The organism is Bradyrhizobium sp. B039, assembly GCF_038965675.1.
Taxonomy (GTDB): Bacteria; Pseudomonadota; Alphaproteobacteria; order Rhizobiales; family Xanthobacteraceae; genus Bradyrhizobium; species Bradyrhizobium diazoefficiens.
The window spans coordinates 2,230,283-2,247,969 of sequence record NZ_CP152416.1 but is presented as its reverse complement, the minus strand read 5'-3'; the positions used below and the strand labels follow the sequence as shown (position 1 = coordinate 2,247,969).

Below are 17,687 nucleotides of genomic sequence, written 5' to 3'. Positions count from 1 at the left end.
GGCCTTTACTGACCGGACGCTTTGGGCAGCAGGTTCATGACCTCGCCCGACATCATCAGCCGGTCACGGCCCATATCCTTGGCGGCGTAGAGCGCGCGGTCGGCGGCCTCCACCAGCGAAGCGGACCCTGCGGTGCGCTCGAACGACGGCCGGCAGGTCGCGCCGCCAAGCGAGACGGTCACAGATGCCGAAATCGGGCTCGAGGCGTGGACGAGGCCTGCCTGGTGAATGGCCTCGCGGATCCGCTCGCCGATCCGGGCGCAGCCGGTCGCATCGGTATTGGGGAGCAGCATGGCGAATTCCTCGCCGCCGTAGCGCGCCGCCAGATCGCCGGCGCGGTGCATCTCGGCCGCGAGGATCCTTGCGACCACGCGCAGGCAGGCGTCACCCGCGGGATGGCCATATTCGTCGTTGTAGGCCTTGAAATGATCGACGTCGATCATGAGCAGGGCGAGGCTGGAGCGGTCGCGATAGGCACGCGCCCATTCGTCGTTCAGACGGTCGTCGAAGCAGCGGCGGTTGGCAAGCCCGGTGAGGCTGTCCTCGGTCGCGAGCGTCTCGAGCCTGGTTTCCAGCGTCTTCTGCTCGGTGATGTCGCGCGAGATCGCGACCACGCCGTCGACGCTGCCGTTGTCCTTGCGTGTCACCCGCATGGTCGATTCGAGCCAGACTTCGCCCTTCTGCCGGTGCGAGTTGCGATAGGTGACGCGCACCTCGTCCTTCTCGCCGCGCTTCATGGCATCGACGAGGGCCTGGACCTGCGGCAGGTCGTCCGCTTGAACGCCCGCGAGCGCGGGCGTTCCGATCAGCTGGCTGGCCCGCCAGCCGACGACGCGGACCGACGAGGGAGAGACATAGCGCAGCCGCTCGTCGAGCCCGATACGGGTCACCATGTCGCTGGAGCCTTCTGCGAGCAGGCGGAAATGTGCTTCCTTCTCGACCAGGGCCGCCGCCATGCGCTGGCCCCGCTGCAACTGCCGCACCAGCACCGCGCCGATGATCGCGATCAACATGACCAGCGCGAGCACATACAGCATGCGGGAAATCGCGGCGGCGCGCCAGGGCGCCAGCAGTTGGTCCTTGTCGACGGTCGCGAGCAGGAAGAACGGATAGCGGCCAGAGCGCTTGAAGAAGCTGACGCGTTCGGCGCCGTCCAGCGGCGACTTGAAGTGATAGGCGCCGCTCGGCCGTTGCAGGCTCGGGTTGCGGAACAGCGGCTTGTCGGCGACGCTGCGTCCGACGAATTTCTCGTTGCTCGGGTAGCGCGCGACGATCAGGCCGTCGCCATGCGTCAGCGCCACGGAGCTGTTGCGGCCGATCTCGAACTGCTCGTAGAAATGCGACAGATATCCGGAGCTGATGGTCGCGAGCACCACGCCGCCAAAGCTGCCGTCCGGCTTGTTGAAGCGGCGCGACAGGGTGAGGACCCATTCGCCATCGAGCAGGCTCTTCACGGGACGGCCGAGATGGGCCTCTCGTTTCGGGGAGAGCTGGTGATGGCGGAAGAACGCGTCGTCGCTGAGCGTCGAGCCGATCGTGCCGGGCGAGGTCAGCCAGTTGCCATGGTCGTCGATGATGGCGAAGCTGTGCACGCGCTCCGTCGCCTTCTTGCGCACCTCCATGAGGTTTCTGAGCTTGGCGATCGTGGCAGGGTCGGTGCCGTCCATCTCCAGCCGGCTGACGACGCCGACGACGCCGGAATCGAGCAGATCGAGGCTGTCCTCGGCATGCTGCGTCAGCGAGCGCGCAACGTTCGCCATCTCGGTCTCGGCGCCCTTGAGCACCGCGTCGCGAGCGGCCCATTCACGCCAGGCGCTGACGCCGAGGATGGTCGCGCAGGTCAGCACGACAAACGCCGCCGCGCGTAGCGGCAGGCGGCTCCATCCGGCTCGTTGGGTAGCAGCGCTCATGCGGCAGAATTCTCCGATCGTTCGGAAAGTCTGCCGCTTCTGTTATTGAACTCTGAAATGACTGCCGAAATACACCGTAATACCTGCGCTTTCCAGTAGTCCTACGGACGCTGGGATCAGCGCATCGCTAACAAGGTATTAGCGAACCTATCGGAATCCAGCGCCCCTCCCGCTAGCTGAAGATGGCCTTAACCTTGTCCCAAAGCGAGGGACTGTCCGCATCCGCATCGGCCTTCGAGGGGGTCGGCTGGGTGGCGCTCACGGGATCGGACGCCGGGAAGCTGTCCTTGAGCCCGGTATCGAGCTTGGCATGGCGATCGGCGACGAGTGCCTCATGCAGATCGTCGGCGTGCTTGTCGTGCGGCGCGGGATTGAATGACTCAACCATGATCTCCTCCATTGGTTGGTCAACGCGGCCCAATTGCGCTTGTTCCCCTGTTCCGCTGAAGGCCGCGGCGGTGTATCAGGAGCCGTAACCTTGCTCAGGATCCTTCGTGCCCCAGTCAGCGACAAAGCCCTTCATCGACGTGCTCTCCGGCCAGCGCCAAGCCATCCCGCCGATGTGGATGATGCGCCAGGCCGGCCGCTATTTGCCGGAATATCGCGAGGTGCGGGCGAAGGCCGGCGGCTTCCTCGATCTCTGCTTCAACCCGGAACTTGCGGCCGAGGTCACGCTGCAACCGATCCGGAGATTCGGCTTCGATGCGGCGATCATCTTCTCGGACATCCTGGTGATCCCCTACGCGCTCGGCCGCTCCGTGCGCTTCGAGGTCGGCGAAGGCCCGCGGCTCGAGCCGCTGGATGATCCTGCGAAGGTCGCCACGCTCGCCCCGCGCGCCGACTTCGGCAAGCTCGCGCCGGTGTTCGATGCGCTGAAGATCGTGCGCGGCGCACTCGATCCCAAGACCGCGCTGATCGGCTTCTGTGGCGCGCCGTGGACGGTGGCGACCTACATGGTCGCGGGCCACGGCACGCCCGACCAAGCCCCGGCGCGGATGATGGCGTACCGGCATCCGGACGCGTTTGCGAAAATCATCGACGTGCTGGTCGACAACTCGATCGAGTATCTGCTGGCGCAGCTCGCAGCCGGTGCCAATGCCTTGCAGATCTTCGACACCTGGGCCGGCGTGCTGCCGCCCGCCGAGTTCGCGCGCTGGTCGGTCGAGCCGACGCGGCGCATCGTCGAGGGCGTGCGCGCAAAAGTGCCGGACGCGAAGATCATCGGCTTTCCCCGCGGCGCCGGCGCGCAATTGCCTGGTTATGTCGAGGCGACCGGCGTCAACGGCGTCAGCATCGACTGGACCGCGGAGCCGGCCTTCATCCGCGAGCGCGTGCAATCACGCGTCGCCGTGCAGGGCAATCTCGATCCGCTGGTGCTGATCACGGGTGGGGCCGCGCTCGACCGCGCGGTCGACAACGTGCTGGCGAACTTTGCGCAAGGGCGCTTCATCTTCAATCTCGGCCACGGCATCCAGCCGGAAACGCCGATCGCCCATGTCGAGCAGATGCTGAAGCGCGTGCGGGGGTGACAAGTCCCGCCCCCGAAGGGGCGGAAACAAAAAACGCGAAAACAACCCCATGCACAGTAGATGCACAGTACAAATCATTGGAGAATTTCGGTCGGCATGGTTCTGAGCCCTGCCGCGATCACGTTTGACTCGTCGGGCAAGACAGGCGCAGAATTACATGATCGCACCGACGATCGTTTAGCAGCAGGCTAGCGCGGCCGACTGCGCTCGATGATCTCGGCAGCGCCCTTCCCCAGCAGTTCAAGTCCCACCGCACGGCCAAGCTCACGCGGCCGGTTGGCGGGGCCTGTGCGCGAGGCTTCGATGATGGTGTTGCCGGAGAGGTCGAGCACGGATGCGGTGAGCGACATCTGATCGCCGGCGATGGTCGAGAAGCCCGCCACCGGCGAATTGCAGTGACCGTTGAGCACCCACAGCACTTCGCGCTCGGCATCGGCAGAGGCGTGTGCAGAGGGATCGTCGATCGATGACAGGATTTTTCGCGTTTGCCAGTCCTGCGCGGCGCATTCGACGGCGACGATGCCCTGCCCCGCCGCCGGCAACATCTCCGCCGGCGTAAACTCGTAGGCAATGCGGCTCGCCAGACCAACGCGATCAAGGCCCGAGCGCGCCATGATTAGCGCATCCGCCGGCCCCACCGCGCCGCCATCCGGCAGGCGCTGCTTCTCGCCATTGTCGAGCTTTCGCACACGCGTGTCAGCAGCCCCACGGAAGTGGATCACTTCTACATCGGGGAACAACCGCCGCGCATAGGCGCCCCGGCGGACGGCATTGGTGCCAATTTTAAAACCCTTGCCGCGCGACTGGCGCAGCGCCTCCAGCGTCACGCCGTCGCGCAGCACCAGCGCATCGCTTGGCGGATCGCGTGACAGCGTGGCGCCGATGACGAGGCCGGGCGTGTCCTCGTTGCCCGGCATGTCCTTCAGCGAATGCATCGCCGCCTGGAGCTCACCCGACAGGACGGCGGCGCGGATCTGCGCCACGAAGGCGCCGCCCTTGCCGCCATGCGGCAACAGCTTGCTGGTCTGGTCGAGATCGCCCGTGGTGTCGAACTTGACGATCTCGACGTCGAGACCGGGCACGGCGGCGGTCAGGCGGCGCGCGATCTCTTCCGTCTGTGCCAGCGCCATCGCGCTCTTGCGTGTGCCGATCTTCAGTCGCGTAGCCAAACTGTCTGCTCCTTCTCGCGCGGGTTTTACCGCGCATCCTCCAATATCATGTCGGAGGCCTTTTCGGCGATCATGATGATCGGCGCGTTGGTGTTCCCCGATACGAGGTCCGGCATGACCGAGCCGTCGACGACGCGAAGGCCTTCGAGCCCCCTCACCTTCAGCCGCTGGTCCACCACCGCGAGCGCGTCGTTGCCCATACGACAGGTCGAGGTCGGATGGTAGATGGTGCTGCCACGCTCGCGGCAATAATCGAGCAGCTCTCCATCCGTGGATACCTTCGCCCCGGGATCGTATTCGCTGACCACGAACGGCTTCAGCGCCGGCGCATTCAATATCTTGCGCAGGATCTTCAGGGCCTCGACGTTGGTGGTGCGATCGGTCTCGGTAGACATGTAGTTGATGCGGATTTCCGGCGGCACGGTCGGGTCGGCGCTCCGGATCCGCAAGGTCCCCCGGCTTTCGGGGCGGAGCTGGCAGACCGAGGCGGTGAAGCCGGAGAAATCGTGCAGCTTCTCGCCCATCTTGTCGGTCGAGAACGGCAGGAAGTGGACCTGGATGTCGGGCGAGGCAAGCCGCGGGCTGGTCTTGAAGAACGCACCCGCCGTACCGGCCGCGATCGTCAGCCAGCCCTTCCGGAACAGCGCATAGCGCGCGCCGGCGAGCGTGCGGCGGAGCGGATGATTGACGGTGTCGTTGAGCGTGATCTTCTGCGAGCAGCGCATCACGATGCGGACCTGCATGTGGTCCTGGAGATCGTGGCCGACGCCTTGCGCATCCAGCACCACGTCAATGCCGTGCTTGCGCAGCAGATCGCCGGGGCCGACGCCGGAGAGTTGCAGCAGCTGCGGCGAATTGTAGGCGCCGCTCGATAGCACGATCTCCTTGCGCGCGCGGGCACGGCGCACAGTTGCGCCCTGCCGATACTCGACGCCGACGGCGCGGCGGCCCTCGAACAGCACGCGCTGGCCGAGCGCCTCGGTCTCGATCCTGAGGTTGCCGCGCGTCTTCGCCGGGCCGAGATAGGCGACCGACGTCGAGGCGCGGCGGCCGTTGCGCGTCGTGGTCTGGAACAGGCCGACGCCTTCCTGCGTGGCGCCGTTGAAATCGGGATTGTAGGGCAGACCGGTCTCGACCGCGGCGTCGATGAAGGCCTTCGACAGCGGATCGGTCACGGTCATGTTGGAGACCGGCAGCGGGCCGTCGCTGCCGTGATACTGGTCGGCGCCGCGCGACTGGCTCTCGGCCTTCTTGAAATAGGGCAGCACGTCGTCATAGCCCCAGCCGGTGTTGCCGCGCTGGCGCCAGCGGTCATAGTCCTCGTGCTGGCCGCGAACATAGAGCAGGCCGTTGATCGAGCTCGAGCCGCCCAGCGTCTTACCGCGCGGCTGGAACACCTGGCGCCCCTTCAGCTCGGGCTCCGGCTCGGTCTGGTACATCCAGTTGACGCTCTTCTCCTTGAACAGTTTGCCGTAGCCGAGCGGCACGTGGATCCAGATGTTGGAATCTTTCGGGCCGGCCTCGAGCAGCAGCACGCTGTGCTTGCCGTCCGCAGACAGGCGGTTGGCGAGCACGCAGCCGGCGGAGCCGGCGCCGACGATGATGTAGTCGAATTCGGGATCGATTGGTGCGAGAGAGGAGTTTGCGGTCATGTCTTACTAGTCTTCTTGTTGATGTGGGCGTTTCCAGATTCGTCACTTACCACGATCATGCGCGCAGACGCAGCGCCTCGACCAGCGACTTGAACGCACGGGCATATTCCGCGCCCGCCCTTGCGATATCCGCGCGTCCGGCGCAGGCGACCGCAGCCTCCGTGACCGCACCGAGCAGCAGCCGCGCCAGTGGCTCGACCGGCTGCCGCGCGATCAGGCCGGCCTCCATCGCGGCCGCGATCGCGCGCGGCAGCTTGCCGCCAAAATGCTGCGCGTCGATCTCTCGCCAACGCTCCCAGCCCAGCACGGCCGGGCCGTCGCGCAGGATGATCTGACCGGTCGGGCCCTTGGCGGTCGCTGCAAAGTAATGCTGGGTGCCGGCGACCATCGCGGCGAGCACGTCCTTCTCGGCCCGCGCGGTGCTGTCGATCTCCGCGACGAGGTCGCGCGAGACCAGGTCGAATACGGCCTCGAACACTGCCTCCTTGGTCTTGAAGTGATGGTAGACCGCGCCCTTAGCGACGTCGGCCGCTTGCGCAATCTCGTCCATCGTGGTGGCGGCAAAGCCCTGCGTCCCGAACAGGCGGCGCGCCGCCGCCAGGATCGCCTCCGATGTCGCCGCCCGCCGCTCCGCCTGTTTCGCCATGTCGTCTCGTCTATAGCGCGGTGAGTTGAGATCGAAGCGAGTTCGGCCACGAGCGACGCTCCTTCCGTTCCCTCCCCCCATGTGAGGGAGGGTCAGTTAGGGGGGTGCCACACGGGGATTCCATCGATCGCGCATCCGTTCGGTGCATCATCAACAACTGGCACTCTTTGCTGAGCTACCCCTCTCCCTAGCCTTCCCCCACAAGGGGGGAGGGAACGCATCTTCGTTGAGGCACTGGCTGGGCTTCATCTCATCAATCTCGTGTAATCGAATTCGCTTCACGCAGCCAGTTGACTTTTCGACTACCGGTCGGTATTTACCGACCAGCAGTCGGTTTTAATCGAAAGGTGCGCCATGCCGAGCCGTGAGATCGTCGAAGCTTTTGCAAAGCGGCTGGAGGACGGGGACTTCGTCGGCGCGATCGAACAATTCTATGCGCCCGACGCCGCCACCTATGAAAACAACGCCGCGCCGACTGTCGGCCGGGAAGCACTGGCAGCGAAAGAGCGCGGTGTGCTGGCAGCGACCAAGGAGGTCAAGGCCGCGCGCATCGGGCCGAGCCTGATCGAGGGCGACACTGTCGCGACACGCTGGCGGTTCAGCTTCACCAGTGCTGAAGGGGTCGTCCGAACGTTGGATGAGATCGCGTGGCAGACCTGGCGGGGTGACGAGTTGATCGAAGAACGGTTCTATTACGACCCGAAGCAGCTGGGGCGGTGATCGCGTCTCCCGGCCACAGGTGTCATCTCCCGACCTGAACACCTGACCGGGCGATCAAGTATTCCGAGACGATGGTGATTGATCCGATAGGCCGCGGCGTACTGGATGCCGCCTGCGGCCTACGCTAAAGCTTCGGCGTCCCTGGACCTCAACCTCGGCGAAGCCTTGGCGTAGCCGGGTCGCGGGGCATGACCGCGGAGTTGGCAGGGAACATGCTCCTGCGGTTACAACCGTAACGCGGGGTGCCGCATTTGTATCGATTTGTTATCGATACTGTCGATTGGAACACGCAGAAGTGGTCGCGGCGACCGTGCCAAGCGGGGATAATTCATAGTTCGTCAAAGGTTTGCAGCGAATTCTCCCGATCGAGCCGGACGAACGGCCCATCCTGCTAGGCTCTGGAATGCGGACTCAACTGACCACCTATTTCGCGCGGCTGTTCGCCGGCGATCTGTCAGCGTTCGGCGGTCCCGCAACCGACGAGGCGCTGGCCGGTCACATCCGCGCAGAACAGATGTCGCTGGTGCTCGGCTATTCGGTCGGCATCATGCTCGCCAATGCCTGCAACGCCGCCGTGCTGGCGATCGCGCTGTGGCAGTCGCCGGACAGGGCGTTCGCCCTGATCTGGGCGGTCACCGTGGCCGGCGCCGCAATCGCGTTCGGTGTGCAATCCCATGCCTCGCGCCGCATCACCAAGCCGCAATTCGTCTCGCGGCGCGCCGTGCACCGGCTGGTGCGCAATGCCTTCGTGCTCGGGGCTGTCTGGGGCATCGTACCGGTCGCCTTCTTCGCCGACGCCGACACCGGCGGAAAACTCGTCATCACCTGCCTGTGCTCCGGGATGCTTGCCGGCGGCGCATTTGCCTTCGCCACGATTCCGATCGCGGCGATCGCATTCACGGCGCCCCTCTTCCTCGGGATCGCCATCTGCCTTGGACGCAGCAACGATGTGGCCTATTTGCTGATCGCCATCCTGGTGGCGGTCTACGGGACCGTGCTGCTCCGCGCCGTGTTCGTCAATTCGTTCTCGTTTGCGCGGCGCGTGATACGGCAGGTCGAGGCCGAGCGCACGGTGCGGCAGGATCCGTTGACGCATCTGCCCAACCGCTTCGCCTTCAACGAGACGCTCGATGCCGCCTTGAAGCGGCTGGCCCTGTCGGGCGAAGAGTTCGCGGTGCTGCTGCTCGACCTCGATCGCTTCAAGGAGGTCAACGACAAGTTCGGCCATCCCGCCGGCGACGAATTCCTGGTCCAGGTCGCAAGCCGCCTGCAACGCTGCACCCGCGCAGCCGAGCACGTCGCGCGCATCGGCGGCGACGAGTTCGCGCTGGTGATGGCCAATCTGGCACGGCCCGAAGATGCGCTCGAGATCGCCGAGCGCTTCGTCGCGTCGTTCGCCGAGCCGTTCCCGATCGAAGGCCGCCAGATCGTGGGCGCAACCAGCGTCGGCATCGTGCTGGCGCCACGGGACGGCAACACAGCGCTCGACGTCATGAAGAACGCCGACGCCGCGCTCTACCGCGCCAAGAAGGCGGGACCCGGCACGGTCTGCTTCTTCGAGGTCAGCGACGACAGGGTGTCGCGCGACCGCAAGGCGCTGCAATCGGACCTCGAGGGCGCGATCTCCAGGGACGAGCTGTTCCTGGCGTTCCAGCCGTTCCTCGACCTCGCCGAGAACCGGATCACGGGCTTCGAGGCGCTGTTGCGCTGGCAGCATCCCTCGCGCGGACTGGTGCCGCCGAGTGAGTTCATCCCCATCGCCGAGGAGACAGGGCTGATCCACGAGATCGGCGAATGGGTGATCCGGCGTGCCTGCGCCACGCTGGCGGACTGGCCCGAAGAGATCAGGGTCGCGGTGAATTTCTCCGCGGCGCAGTTTCACAACACCGGCATCCTCCAGACCATCGTGCAGGCGCTGGCCGACGCGAAGGTCTCGCCCAGCCGGCTCGAGGTCGAGATCACGGAATCGATGCTGCTGTCGAAATACGGCTCGGCCGCGTCGATCCTGAACGCGCTGCTGCAACTCGGCGTCACCGTGGCGCTGGATGATTTCGGCACCGGGTTCTCGTCACTGACTTACTTGCGCAAGCTGCCGTTCAGCCGCATCAAGATCGACCAGTCCTTCATCAGCGACATGCTGGTGCAGCCCGACTGTGCCGCGATCGTGAAGTCGGTGATTTCGCTCGCACGCGACCTGCGCATCGCCGTGGTCGCCGAGGGCGTCGAGACAGCCGACCAGCTCGAATATCTGCGCCAGATCAGTTGCGACGAAGTCCAAGGCTATCTGATCAGCCGGCCGGTGTCGGCCGATGGCGTGCTCGCGCTGCTCGACACGAAAAAGTTGGTGGCGACCTACGCGGCGTAGAGCATACAGTCGGAAAGTCGCCGGTATCATGGGATTGGTCTGCTTCCATGACCTAAGGCTACCCGCTGTTCTGAGAGTGGTTTCCGAGTGTTTCGGCGCGCTACCTCTAAAGATGACTTGCTGTGTCGGCTCCACTAAGCAACACTTGCCCCCATTTCAGAGTAGTCATTTTTGAGGGGCATCATCATGCCTGAGATATTTGACGTCGTGCTGTGGTGTGCCGCGCTTGCGACATGGCTGATGCTTCTGTTCGCCTTCCTGAGCAAGGCCCTGAAACCGCTCTCAAAGAGCGTCCGCCGCGTGATCGCGGAAGCTTTCAAGCCCAACTTGAAGTGATGTCGGCTACGATGCCCGATCGAAACTGAACCGGCCTGCCCCGGTGACGAAGATCAACATCGCGCCTCCCATGATCGAGATGTTCTTCAGGAAATGGTTGTATTGACCAATCTGCTGCGCGCCAGCGGGATACTCCCAGTAGCGGTGCGCGATAGCCGTTGCCGCCACGACGAACACAAACGTCAGAATTGCACAGTAGCGTGTGCCGATGCCCAATATCAAACCAACGGATATCAATACTTCCAGTGCGATGTTCGTCATGGTGAACAGCTCAGGTGCTGGAAGGTGCAGGGACCTGAAATAACCCACGGAGCCGCTGAAGTCGGATATTGCTCCGTAGGCGCTTCCGACGAATACCCACGCGAGCAGAACGCGGCCGATCAAAATCAGCGAGTCGGCACTCCCTGTGGCGAACTCATCGACTGCCCGCGAGACCGAATTGGATTTCATGGCAGAACCTCCACCCTTGTTGTCCAAGACCGGCTGAACACTTTGACTGCCGAGAGCAATCCTATCATGATTGGTGGACCGTACGAAGCGCTCTTGCCGGCTCGTTGGCGCGGCAAACGAAGCCCGCTTCGTCACGCAGAGCGGATGCGCAAGCCTTCAGGCCGATCGCGTTTTCCGGGTACGCCTTCCAGCCCGGTCAGATCGCGTCCGCGCGCAGCAACGTGTCCACGGTGATGGTGCCGCGGGCACGGGAGACGCAGGCGCAGATCTTCTGGTTGCTCTGTTTCTGATGGTCGCTGAAGAAGACGTCGCGATGGTCGATCTCGCCGTCGACCTCGACCACGTCGATGGCACACAGCCCGCATTCGCCGCGCTTGCAGTCGTACATCACGTCATGCCCGCTGGCATTGAGCACGTCCAGCATCGAGCGCTCGCGGGGAATTTCGAGCTCGATGTTCGTGTCCTTCAAGCGCACGCGAAACGTCTCGGTCGGCAGCGTGCCGCTGGAGCCGAAGGTCTCGTAGCGGAGATCGGGAAGCGGATGGCCGGCGCCGATCCAGGCGTGGCGCGCGGCATCCAGCATCCGCATCGGGCCGCAGAACAGCGCCAGCGCACCTTGCGGCAATGACGCGAACAGCGCGTCGAGATCGAGCCGGCAGCCTTCGTCGCTCGCATGGACCACCAGGCGGTCGCCGAGCATCCCGGCGAGATCGTCGAGATAGGCGGCCTCGCTACGCGAGCGCACGGCATAGTGCAGCGTGACGTTTGCCCCTCGCCGCGCCAGCGCCTGCGCCGCGCCGAGAATCGGGGTGATGCCGATGCCGCCGGCGATCAGGTAATAATTGTCGCGCGCCCAGTCGACCGCGAGCAGCGAGGCGGGCTGCGTGATGTCGAGCCGCGCGCCCGGTGCCAATTGCCACATATAGCGCGAGCCGCCGCGGGAATCCTCGGCGCGGCGCACCGCGATCCGCAAGCCACGCGAGGAGGCCTCGCCGACCAGCGAATAGGACCGCGTCTCCGGCAGGCCGTCGATGGTCACGCTGACATTGATGTGGCTGCCGACCGGATAGGCGGCGCCGTCGAACTGGTCGGGCCTGATCAGGAATTCGCGGATGCCGGGCGCAAGGTCACGCGTCGAGACGAGCGTCGCCGGGGTCCAGGTTTCGATGAAGCGCATGGTGACTAGCCCTGGTCGGTTGCGGTCTTGATCAGCGCGAGCGCCGGCAAGAGGTCGAGATGGGTCCGGTTGCGCAGCGCGAGCCGCAGGTTGCGTACGGCGAGCCGCGCGTGCTCGCGCATGATCGCTTCGGCGCGCGCGCCCTCGCGGTTTTCGATGGCGTCGATGACGACGCGGTGATGCTCCTGCCCGATGATCAGGATCTGCTGCGCCTCGGGCAGCGCCGATTGCGCCATCACGAAGCCGCTTGGCGAGGCGAATGGCAGCGCGGAGGCGCGGTCGATCTGCCGGATCAAGGGCGGGCTGCGCGACAATTCCGTGAGAAGCGCGTGGAAGCGCGCGTTCAGCGTGACATAGGACGAGAAGGCGTCGACCGAGATCGGCACCTGGCGCAGCAATTCGTCGATCGCAGCTAAGCATTCCTTCAACGGCTCGAGCTCGCGCGCGGAGACGCCGCGCTCGGCGGCAAAGCGCGCGGCGAGCCCTTCCAGCGTGCCGCGCAGCTCGATGGAATCGGAGATGTCGCGCTCGGAGAACGCCTTCACCATGAAGCCGCCGGAGGGAATCGCCTCCAACAGGCCCTCCTCCTCCAGCCGCACCAGCGCCATGCGCACCGGCGTGCGCGAGGCGCCCGTCGTCTCCACCGCCTGAAGCTCGGAGATGCGCTCGCCGGGACGCAACGCCCCCGACAGGATCTGGTCGCGCAGCGCGAGCTGCGCCTTCACGGTCTGCGAGACGGAGCGGTCGACCTCGCGCTCGGCCATATCGCTACTCCGCGGCCTGAAGGTGCTGCGGCGCGTTTTCCTTCGCCACCATCTTGTCGATCAGCTTGCGCGTCCACATCGCGCCGGCGTCGATGTTGAGGTTGTAGAAGACGCGATCCGGGTTCTCGTCCATCGCGCGCTGCTGCGCTTCGAGGATTAGCTCGTCCTCGCGGAAGATGCCGGAGACGCCCTCGCGGATTTCGGTGGTGATGCGCTGTTCGCCGATCTGATAGTTGCGGACGAAGGCCCAGAAATAGTGACAGGTCTTCTCCGTCTCCGGCGTGATGGTGTTGAGCACGAAGCCGTTGACGCCCTGCGAGCGGTCGCCTTCCGGCGCGCCGGTGCCTGTCGGCGCCACGCCGACGTCGATGGCGATGGTGCAGGGCGCCTCGAAGCGGATGATCTGCCAGCGGTCGACGAGGCCGGGCTTGCCGAGCTGCTTGGCCCAGAACGGCGGTGGCTCGATGTTCCGCATCCAGCGCGTCACCGTCACCGTCTTCTCGCCATGGGTGACGTCGAAAGGGGCTTCGGCAACGGCGTCGTTGCCGATCGAGGAGCCGTGCACGAAGGTCTCGTGGGTGAGGTCCATGAGATTGTCGAGCACGAGGCGGTAGTCGCAATTGACGCGGATGGTCTTGCCGTCGCCGGCCCAGGCCGGATCGTGATTCCAGTGCATGTCGGGCACGAGCGCGGGGTCGGCCAGCGCAGGGTCGCCCATCCAGAGCCAGATGTAGCGATGGCGCTCGACCACGGGATAGGCGCGGACGCAGGCCGAGGGATTGATGGTCTCCTGCGAGGGCATGAAGGTGCAGCGCCCCTGCGCATTGTACTTCAGGCCGTGATAGCCGCAGACGACGGTGTCGCCCTCGAGCCGGCCCTTGGACAGCGGCACCAGGCGATGCCAGCAGGCATCCTCCAGCGCGGCCACCGAGCCGTCGGCCTTGCGGTACATCACGACGTGCTTGCCGCAGATCGTCCGCGGCAACAGCGCCGGCTTCACCTCGGCGTCCCAGGCGGCGGCGTACCAGGCGTTCATCGGGAAGGGTTTTGTCATCGGTCTCACTCCCACGGCTTATGAATACGTTATGTATACAATAGTGGAGGAAAAAGAGCCATTCAAGGCCGAAATAGCCCTACTAAATTACCATTATAGACTATCCAGTATACATCCTCACCGCATATGGCCTGAGAGCTTAGTCACTAGCGCCTCAATAGCGTCATGGCCGGGCTTGTCCCGGCCATCCACGCGTTGCCACGCGGTGCAAAGAACGTGGATGCCCGGGATAAGCCCGGGCATGACGATCTATCGTGAGCGCGTGTGATTTTGCTCTGCTCTTAAGGGCAACTACGCCCCGAACACCTTCGCCAGCCCGGCCTGGGCCTCTTCCTGAATCCGCTTCAGGTGCTCGGTGCTGCGAAAGCTCTCCGCGTAGATCTTGTAGACGTCCTCGGTCCCCGACGGCCTCGCTGCGAACCAGCCGAAATCGGTCTCGACCTTGATGCCGCCGAACGGCTGGCCGTTGCCGGGCGCCTTGCTCAGCGTGGCGCGGACGGGATCGCCGGCGAGATCCTTCAGGCCGAGCTGCTCGGGCGTGACGGACTTCAAGATGTTCTTCTGCGGTGTGGTCGCCGCGACGTCGATGCGCGCGTAATGCGGCACGCCGAACTCGGCCGTGAGGTCGCCAAACAGCTGACTCGGATCGCGGCCGGTCTTCGCCATGATCTCGGCGGCGAGCAGGCCGAGGATGATGCCGTCCTTGTCGGTGGTCCACACCGTGCCGTCGCGGCGCAGGAACGAGGCCCCCGCACTCTCCTCGCCGCCGAAGCCGAAGCCGCCCGTGAGGAGGCCGTCGACGAACCATTTGAAGCCGACCGGCGTCTCGACCAGCTTGCGGCCGAGTTTTTTGGCCACGCGATCGATGATCGAGCTCGACACCACGGTCTTGCCGATCGCGGCGTCCCTGCCCCAGTTCGGGCGATGCGCGAACAGATGCGAGATCGCGGTCGCCAGATAATGGTTCGGATTCATCAGGCCGCCGGTGCGCGTCACGATGCCGTGGCGGTCGGCATCGGTGTCGTTGGCGAAGGCAACGTCGAAGCGGTCGCGCATCGCGATCAGGCTCGCCATCGCGTAAGGCGAGGAGCAGTCCATGCGGATCTTGCCGTCCCAGTCGACGGTCATGAAGCGGAAGGTCGGATCGATCGCCTCGTTCACCACCGTGGCCTTGAGGCCGTAGCGCTCGATGATCGGATGCCAGTAATGCACGGCGGCGCCGCCGAGCGGATCGATGCCGATATTGATGCCGGCGGATTTGACGAGATCGAGATCGACGACGTTGCCGAGATCGGCGACGTAGGGCGTGATGAAGTCGTAGGCGTGGACGGTCGCGGACTTTTTCGCCCTGGCATAGTCCATGCGCGCGACGCCCTTGAGCCCGTCGGCGAGATAGGCGTTGGCGCGCTTCTCGACGACGGAGGTCGCATCGGTGTCGGCCGGGCCGCCATGCGGCGGATTGTATTTGTAGCCGCCGTCTTCCGGCGGATTGTGCGAGGGCGTGACGATGACGCCGTCCGCGAGGCCCGACGTGCGGCCCTTGTTGTAGGTGAGGATCGCGTGCGAGATGACAGGCGTCGGCGTGTAGCCGCCATCCTTGTCGACCATGACGTCGACGCCGTTCGCCGCGAACACCTCGACGGCGCTGACCAGCGCCGGCTCGGCCAGCGCGTGGGTGTCGATGCCGATGAAGAGCGGGCCGGTCAGCCCCTTCTCCTTTCTGTAGTCACAAATTGCCTGCGTGGTCGCGAGGATATGGCCCTCGTTGAAGGTGTTCCTGAACGAGGTGCCGCGATGGCCGGAGGTGCCGAACGCCACCCGTTGCGCCGGATCAGCCACGTCCGGCTTGCCGGCGAAATAGGCCGTCACCAGCCGCGGAATATTGGCGAGCGCGCTCGGCGCAACCGGCTTACCCGCCGCGGGATCAACTTCTGCCACTGCAACTCCCCTGTACCCTTCGAACGACGCACTAGAACACCATACCATCGGCCAGCCCGTCGCCAAACCGGCCCGATGCCGCGCTCCGGTCAACGATCAACCGACAACGCCAATCCGCACAGGATGATCCATGGCGATTACGCATGGCGCGCCCTCGTACTTTGGTCCCGGATATCGGTTGATGCAGGACAAAGACGCCGCCGCGCCGCGTAGGGCACGCTGCTTTCCGATTGATGAACGAAGGCGGGGGATTTGCGGGATTAGCCGCCTGATCCCTTGGCTGATTCCTTGGCTGATTCCGTGGGGGAGTAGACTAAGATGACCGGTCGTCTGATCTTCGTGCTCATGCTGGCCCTGACCACATCGTCTTTGGCCACGTCGTCCGCCTCCGCCGCGGAGGGCGATCCGGCGAGGGGCAAGGCCGTCTTCCAGCGAACCTGTGAGAACTGCCACGCGGCGGTGATCGGGGTGAACAAGGTCGGCCCAAGTCTCTGGAATGTCATCGACCGCAAGCCCGCAATCGTCCCGGACTTCGCCTATTCTGATGCAATGAAGGCCAACAAGCAGGCCTGGACGCCAACAACGCTGGACGCCTATCTCGCCGATCCCCGCGGCGACGTCCACGGCGTCAAGATGTTCTTCAAGGGTCTGCCGAACCCCGCAGACCGGGCCAATGTCATCGCCTATCTTCAGACGTTGAGATGAACGATCGGGGCGGACGCTAGATCGATCCGGGACAACGCCCGTTCGCCGGGTCATGCGGTTCTGTTATGATCCGCGCGGCCACGGAGAATCATCCACGCATGGACCTCGCGCGCTGGCATCTGCCCGTGCTTATCTTGCTCGCCATTGCGGGGGCTGCGGCTCGCGCGAACGCCGCCGAGTTCTACACCGAGGATCTGCGCATCCCGATGACGGAGGCCGGGCCGCAGGGGCTGGAAGCTTTTCTGGTGCGCCCGGCGGGGACGAAGCGCTATCCGCTCGCGCTGCTCAGCCACGGCTCGCCGCGCAATTTCGACGACCGCGCGACCATGTCCGCGCACAAATATTACGGCATCGCGCTGGAATACGCCCGGCGCGGCTTTGCTGCGCTGATCGTGATGCGGCGCGGCTACGGCACCTCGCCCGGTGGACGCGTCGACAGCGTCGGCGGCTGCGCCAACGCGGCCTACCTGCCCGCGGCGGCGGTTGCGGTCGCGGATTTGCGCGCGGCGATCGATGCGATGGCACGTCGGGCCGACGTCACGACATCGGGCATGATCGCGGCCGGCCATTCCGCCGGCGGGCTCGCCACCGTCGCGCTGACTGCGCAGGCACCGGCCGGTCTCGTCGCCGCGATCAGCTTTGCCGGCGGCCGCGGCTCGCGCGACGACGACGACGTCTGCAACGAGGGTGGGCTGATGCAGGCCTTCGCCAGCTTCGGCAAGACGTCCCGCGTGCCGATGCTGTGGGTTTACGCGACCAACGACCTGTTCTTCGGGCCCGATCTCGCCCGCCGGCTCTATGACGGGTTTCGCGGCGGCGGCGGCAACGTGAAATTCGTCGCGGCGGCGCCTTACGGCGACGATGGCCATTATCTCTATTCCGTGGCGGGTCGTCCGCAATGGACGCCGTATGTGGACGCCTTCCTGCGCGAGCGCGGGCTCGGCCACGACGTCCTCAGTCCGCCCGATCCGCTGCCGCCGCCGAGCCAGCTCAACGAGGCCGCGCGCGCCGAGTTCGCGCGCTATCTCGCCAGCACCGTGCCGCACAAAGCTTTTGCGGTGTCGCCCAACGGCGGTTACGGCTGGCGTTCGGGGCGCGCGACGGCCGACGATGCCCAGCGCGATTCGCTCAGCGCCTGCATGAAATGGTCGCCCACCTGCGCGCTCTACGCGGTCGATGACCGGCTGGTCGGGGCCGCGCAAAGGACAATAACGGACCAGAGCGCCCGCGCGCGGTAGGCGCGAGGGCGATCAGGTCTTTCGACGGATGAGG

16 protein-coding genes are annotated in these 17,687 nt (G+C 65.1%); 6 read left to right on the top strand and 10 right to left on the bottom strand.

The genetic code is table 11. The features are described 5' to 3' along the window. Positions 1-5 precede the first annotated feature (5 nt). Positions 6-1,910: a diguanylate cyclase gene (locus tag AAFG50_RS10675; RefSeq protein ID WP_028175082.1), complete on the bottom strand. Its 1,905-nt coding sequence runs from the start codon at positions 1,908-1,910 to the stop codon at positions 6-8. Positions 1,911-2,082: 172 nt separating this feature from the next. Then, complete coding sequence (locus AAFG50_RS10670) at positions 2,083-2,298, bottom strand: hypothetical protein (protein WP_028175083.1); 216 nt, start codon at positions 2,296-2,298, stop codon at positions 2,083-2,085. A gap of 106 nt (positions 2,299-2,404) precedes the next feature. Between AAFG50_RS10670 and hemE the strand changes: the two genes are divergently transcribed. Next, on the top strand, positions 2,405-3,439 hold the full coding sequence (hemE, locus tag AAFG50_RS10665) for a uroporphyrinogen decarboxylase (RefSeq protein WP_011085186.1): 1,035 nt from the start codon (positions 2,405-2,407) through the stop codon (positions 3,437-3,439). Positions 3,440-3,627: 188 nt separating this feature from the next. Here the strand turns inward: hemE and hemC are convergent, their stop codons facing one another. The 3 genes from hemC to AAFG50_RS10650 are packed head-to-tail and all read right to left on the bottom strand — an operon-like array spanning position 3,628 to position 6,906. Further along, a complete protein-coding gene (gene hemC / locus AAFG50_RS10660; protein WP_028175084.1) occupies positions 3,628-4,608 on the bottom strand; it encodes a hydroxymethylbilane synthase in 981 nt (326 codons plus the stop codon). 26 nt (positions 4,609-4,634) lie between these two features. Then, entirely contained in the window at positions 4,635-6,260 is a 1,626-nt protein-coding gene (locus tag AAFG50_RS10655; protein ID WP_028175085.1) for a choline dehydrogenase, read from the bottom strand. A gap of 55 nt (positions 6,261-6,315) precedes the next feature. Then, on the bottom strand, positions 6,316-6,906 hold the full coding sequence (locus AAFG50_RS10650; protein ID WP_028175086.1) for a TetR/AcrR family transcriptional regulator: 591 nt from the start codon (positions 6,904-6,906) through the stop codon (positions 6,316-6,318). Between the two features lie 354 nt (positions 6,907-7,260). Here AAFG50_RS10650 and AAFG50_RS10645 point away from each other — a divergent pair, with 354 nt between their 5' ends. From AAFG50_RS10645 to AAFG50_RS10635, 3 genes are all read left to right on the top strand, one after another. Next, a complete protein-coding gene (locus tag AAFG50_RS10645; RefSeq protein WP_011085182.1) occupies positions 7,261-7,626 on the top strand; it encodes a nuclear transport factor 2 family protein in 366 nt (121 codons plus the stop codon). A gap of 403 nt (positions 7,627-8,029) precedes the next feature. Next, positions 8,030-9,991, top strand: a complete 1,962-nt coding sequence (locus tag AAFG50_RS10640; protein ID WP_028175087.1) for an EAL domain-containing protein — start codon at positions 8,030-8,032, stop codon at positions 9,989-9,991. Positions 9,992-10,177: 186 nt separating this feature from the next. After that, positions 10,178-10,327, top strand: a complete 150-nt coding sequence (locus tag AAFG50_RS10635; RefSeq protein WP_166466020.1) for a hypothetical protein — start codon at positions 10,178-10,180, stop codon at positions 10,325-10,327. 6 nt (positions 10,328-10,333) lie between these two features. Here AAFG50_RS10635 and AAFG50_RS10630 read toward each other — a convergent pair whose 3' ends face one another. From AAFG50_RS10630 to pgm, 5 genes are all read right to left on the bottom strand, one after another. Further along, on the bottom strand, positions 10,334-10,777 hold the full coding sequence (locus AAFG50_RS10630; protein ID WP_028175088.1) for a DoxX family protein: 444 nt from the start codon (positions 10,775-10,777) through the stop codon (positions 10,334-10,336). 196 nt (positions 10,778-10,973) lie between these two features. Beyond that, positions 10,974-11,954, bottom strand: a complete 981-nt coding sequence (locus AAFG50_RS10625; protein ID WP_028175089.1) for a PDR/VanB family oxidoreductase — start codon at positions 11,952-11,954, stop codon at positions 10,974-10,976. A gap of 5 nt (positions 11,955-11,959) precedes the next feature. Then, positions 11,960-12,718 (bottom strand): GntR family transcriptional regulator, encoded by a 759-nt coding sequence (locus AAFG50_RS10620; protein WP_028175090.1) that lies wholly within the window; start codon positions 12,716-12,718, stop codon positions 11,960-11,962. Between the two features lie 4 nt (positions 12,719-12,722). Next, positions 12,723-13,772: an aromatic ring-hydroxylating dioxygenase subunit alpha gene (locus tag AAFG50_RS10615; RefSeq protein ID WP_028175091.1), complete on the bottom strand. Its 1,050-nt coding sequence runs from the start codon at positions 13,770-13,772 to the stop codon at positions 12,723-12,725. A gap of 291 nt (positions 13,773-14,063) precedes the next feature. Further along, complete coding sequence (gene pgm / locus AAFG50_RS10610) at positions 14,064-15,710, bottom strand: phosphoglucomutase (alpha-D-glucose-1,6-bisphosphate-dependent) (RefSeq protein ID WP_028175092.1); 1,647 nt, start codon at positions 15,708-15,710, stop codon at positions 14,064-14,066. A 318-nt stretch (positions 15,711-16,028) separates the two neighbouring features. On the opposite strand from pgm, the gene AAFG50_RS10605 reads away from it, so the two are divergent. Together AAFG50_RS10605 and AAFG50_RS10600 are read left to right on the top strand one after the other, a co-directional pair. Further along, the gene (locus AAFG50_RS10605; RefSeq protein WP_028175093.1) at positions 16,029-16,415 is read left to right on the top strand and encodes a c-type cytochrome; all 387 of its coding nucleotides are present in this window, start codon (positions 16,029-16,031) and stop codon (positions 16,413-16,415) included. A gap of 98 nt (positions 16,416-16,513) precedes the next feature. Then, complete coding sequence (locus tag AAFG50_RS10600; protein WP_028175094.1) at positions 16,514-17,653, top strand: alpha/beta hydrolase; 1,140 nt, start codon at positions 16,514-16,516, stop codon at positions 17,651-17,653. The last annotated feature ends 34 nt before the right edge of the window (positions 17,654-17,687 follow it).

Bases quoted from the DNA above. Each gene is read 5' to 3' on its own strand.
- AAFG50_RS10630 (WP_028175088.1), bottom strand. From the start codon at position 10,777: ATGAAATCCAATTCGGTCTCGCGGGCAGTCGATGAGTTCGCCACAGGG.
- AAFG50_RS10620 (WP_028175090.1), bottom strand. From the start codon at position 12,718: ATGGCCGAGCGCGAGGTCGACCGCTCCGTCTCGCAGACCGTGAAGGCG.
- AAFG50_RS10625 (WP_028175089.1), bottom strand. From the start codon at position 11,954: ATGCGCTTCATCGAAACCTGGACCCCGGCGACGCTCGTCTCGACGCGT.
- AAFG50_RS10600 (WP_028175094.1), top strand. From the start codon at position 16,514: ATGGACCTCGCGCGCTGGCATCTGCCCGTGCTTATCTTGCTCGCCATT.
- AAFG50_RS10605 (WP_028175093.1), top strand. From the start codon at position 16,029: ATGACCGGTCGTCTGATCTTCGTGCTCATGCTGGCCCTGACCACATCG.
- AAFG50_RS10675 (WP_028175082.1), bottom strand. From the start codon at position 1,910: ATGAGCGCTGCTACCCAACGAGCCGGATGGAGCCGCCTGCCGCTACGC.
- AAFG50_RS10650 (WP_028175086.1), bottom strand. From the start codon at position 6,906: ATGGCGAAACAGGCGGAGCGGCGGGCGGCGACATCGGAGGCGATCCTG.
- AAFG50_RS10645 (WP_011085182.1), top strand. From the start codon at position 7,261: ATGCCGAGCCGTGAGATCGTCGAAGCTTTTGCAAAGCGGCTGGAGGAC.
- AAFG50_RS10670 (WP_028175083.1), bottom strand. From the start codon at position 2,298: ATGGTTGAGTCATTCAATCCCGCGCCGCACGACAAGCACGCCGACGAT.
- AAFG50_RS10615 (WP_028175091.1), bottom strand. From the start codon at position 13,772: ATGACAAAACCCTTCCCGATGAACGCCTGGTACGCCGCCGCCTGGGAC.
- AAFG50_RS10635 (WP_166466020.1), top strand. From the start codon at position 10,178: ATGCCTGAGATATTTGACGTCGTGCTGTGGTGTGCCGCGCTTGCGACA.
- AAFG50_RS10655 (WP_028175085.1), bottom strand. From the start codon at position 6,260: ATGACCGCAAACTCCTCTCTCGCACCAATCGATCCCGAATTCGACTAC.
- AAFG50_RS10640 (WP_028175087.1), top strand. From the start codon at position 8,030: ATGCGGACTCAACTGACCACCTATTTCGCGCGGCTGTTCGCCGGCGAT.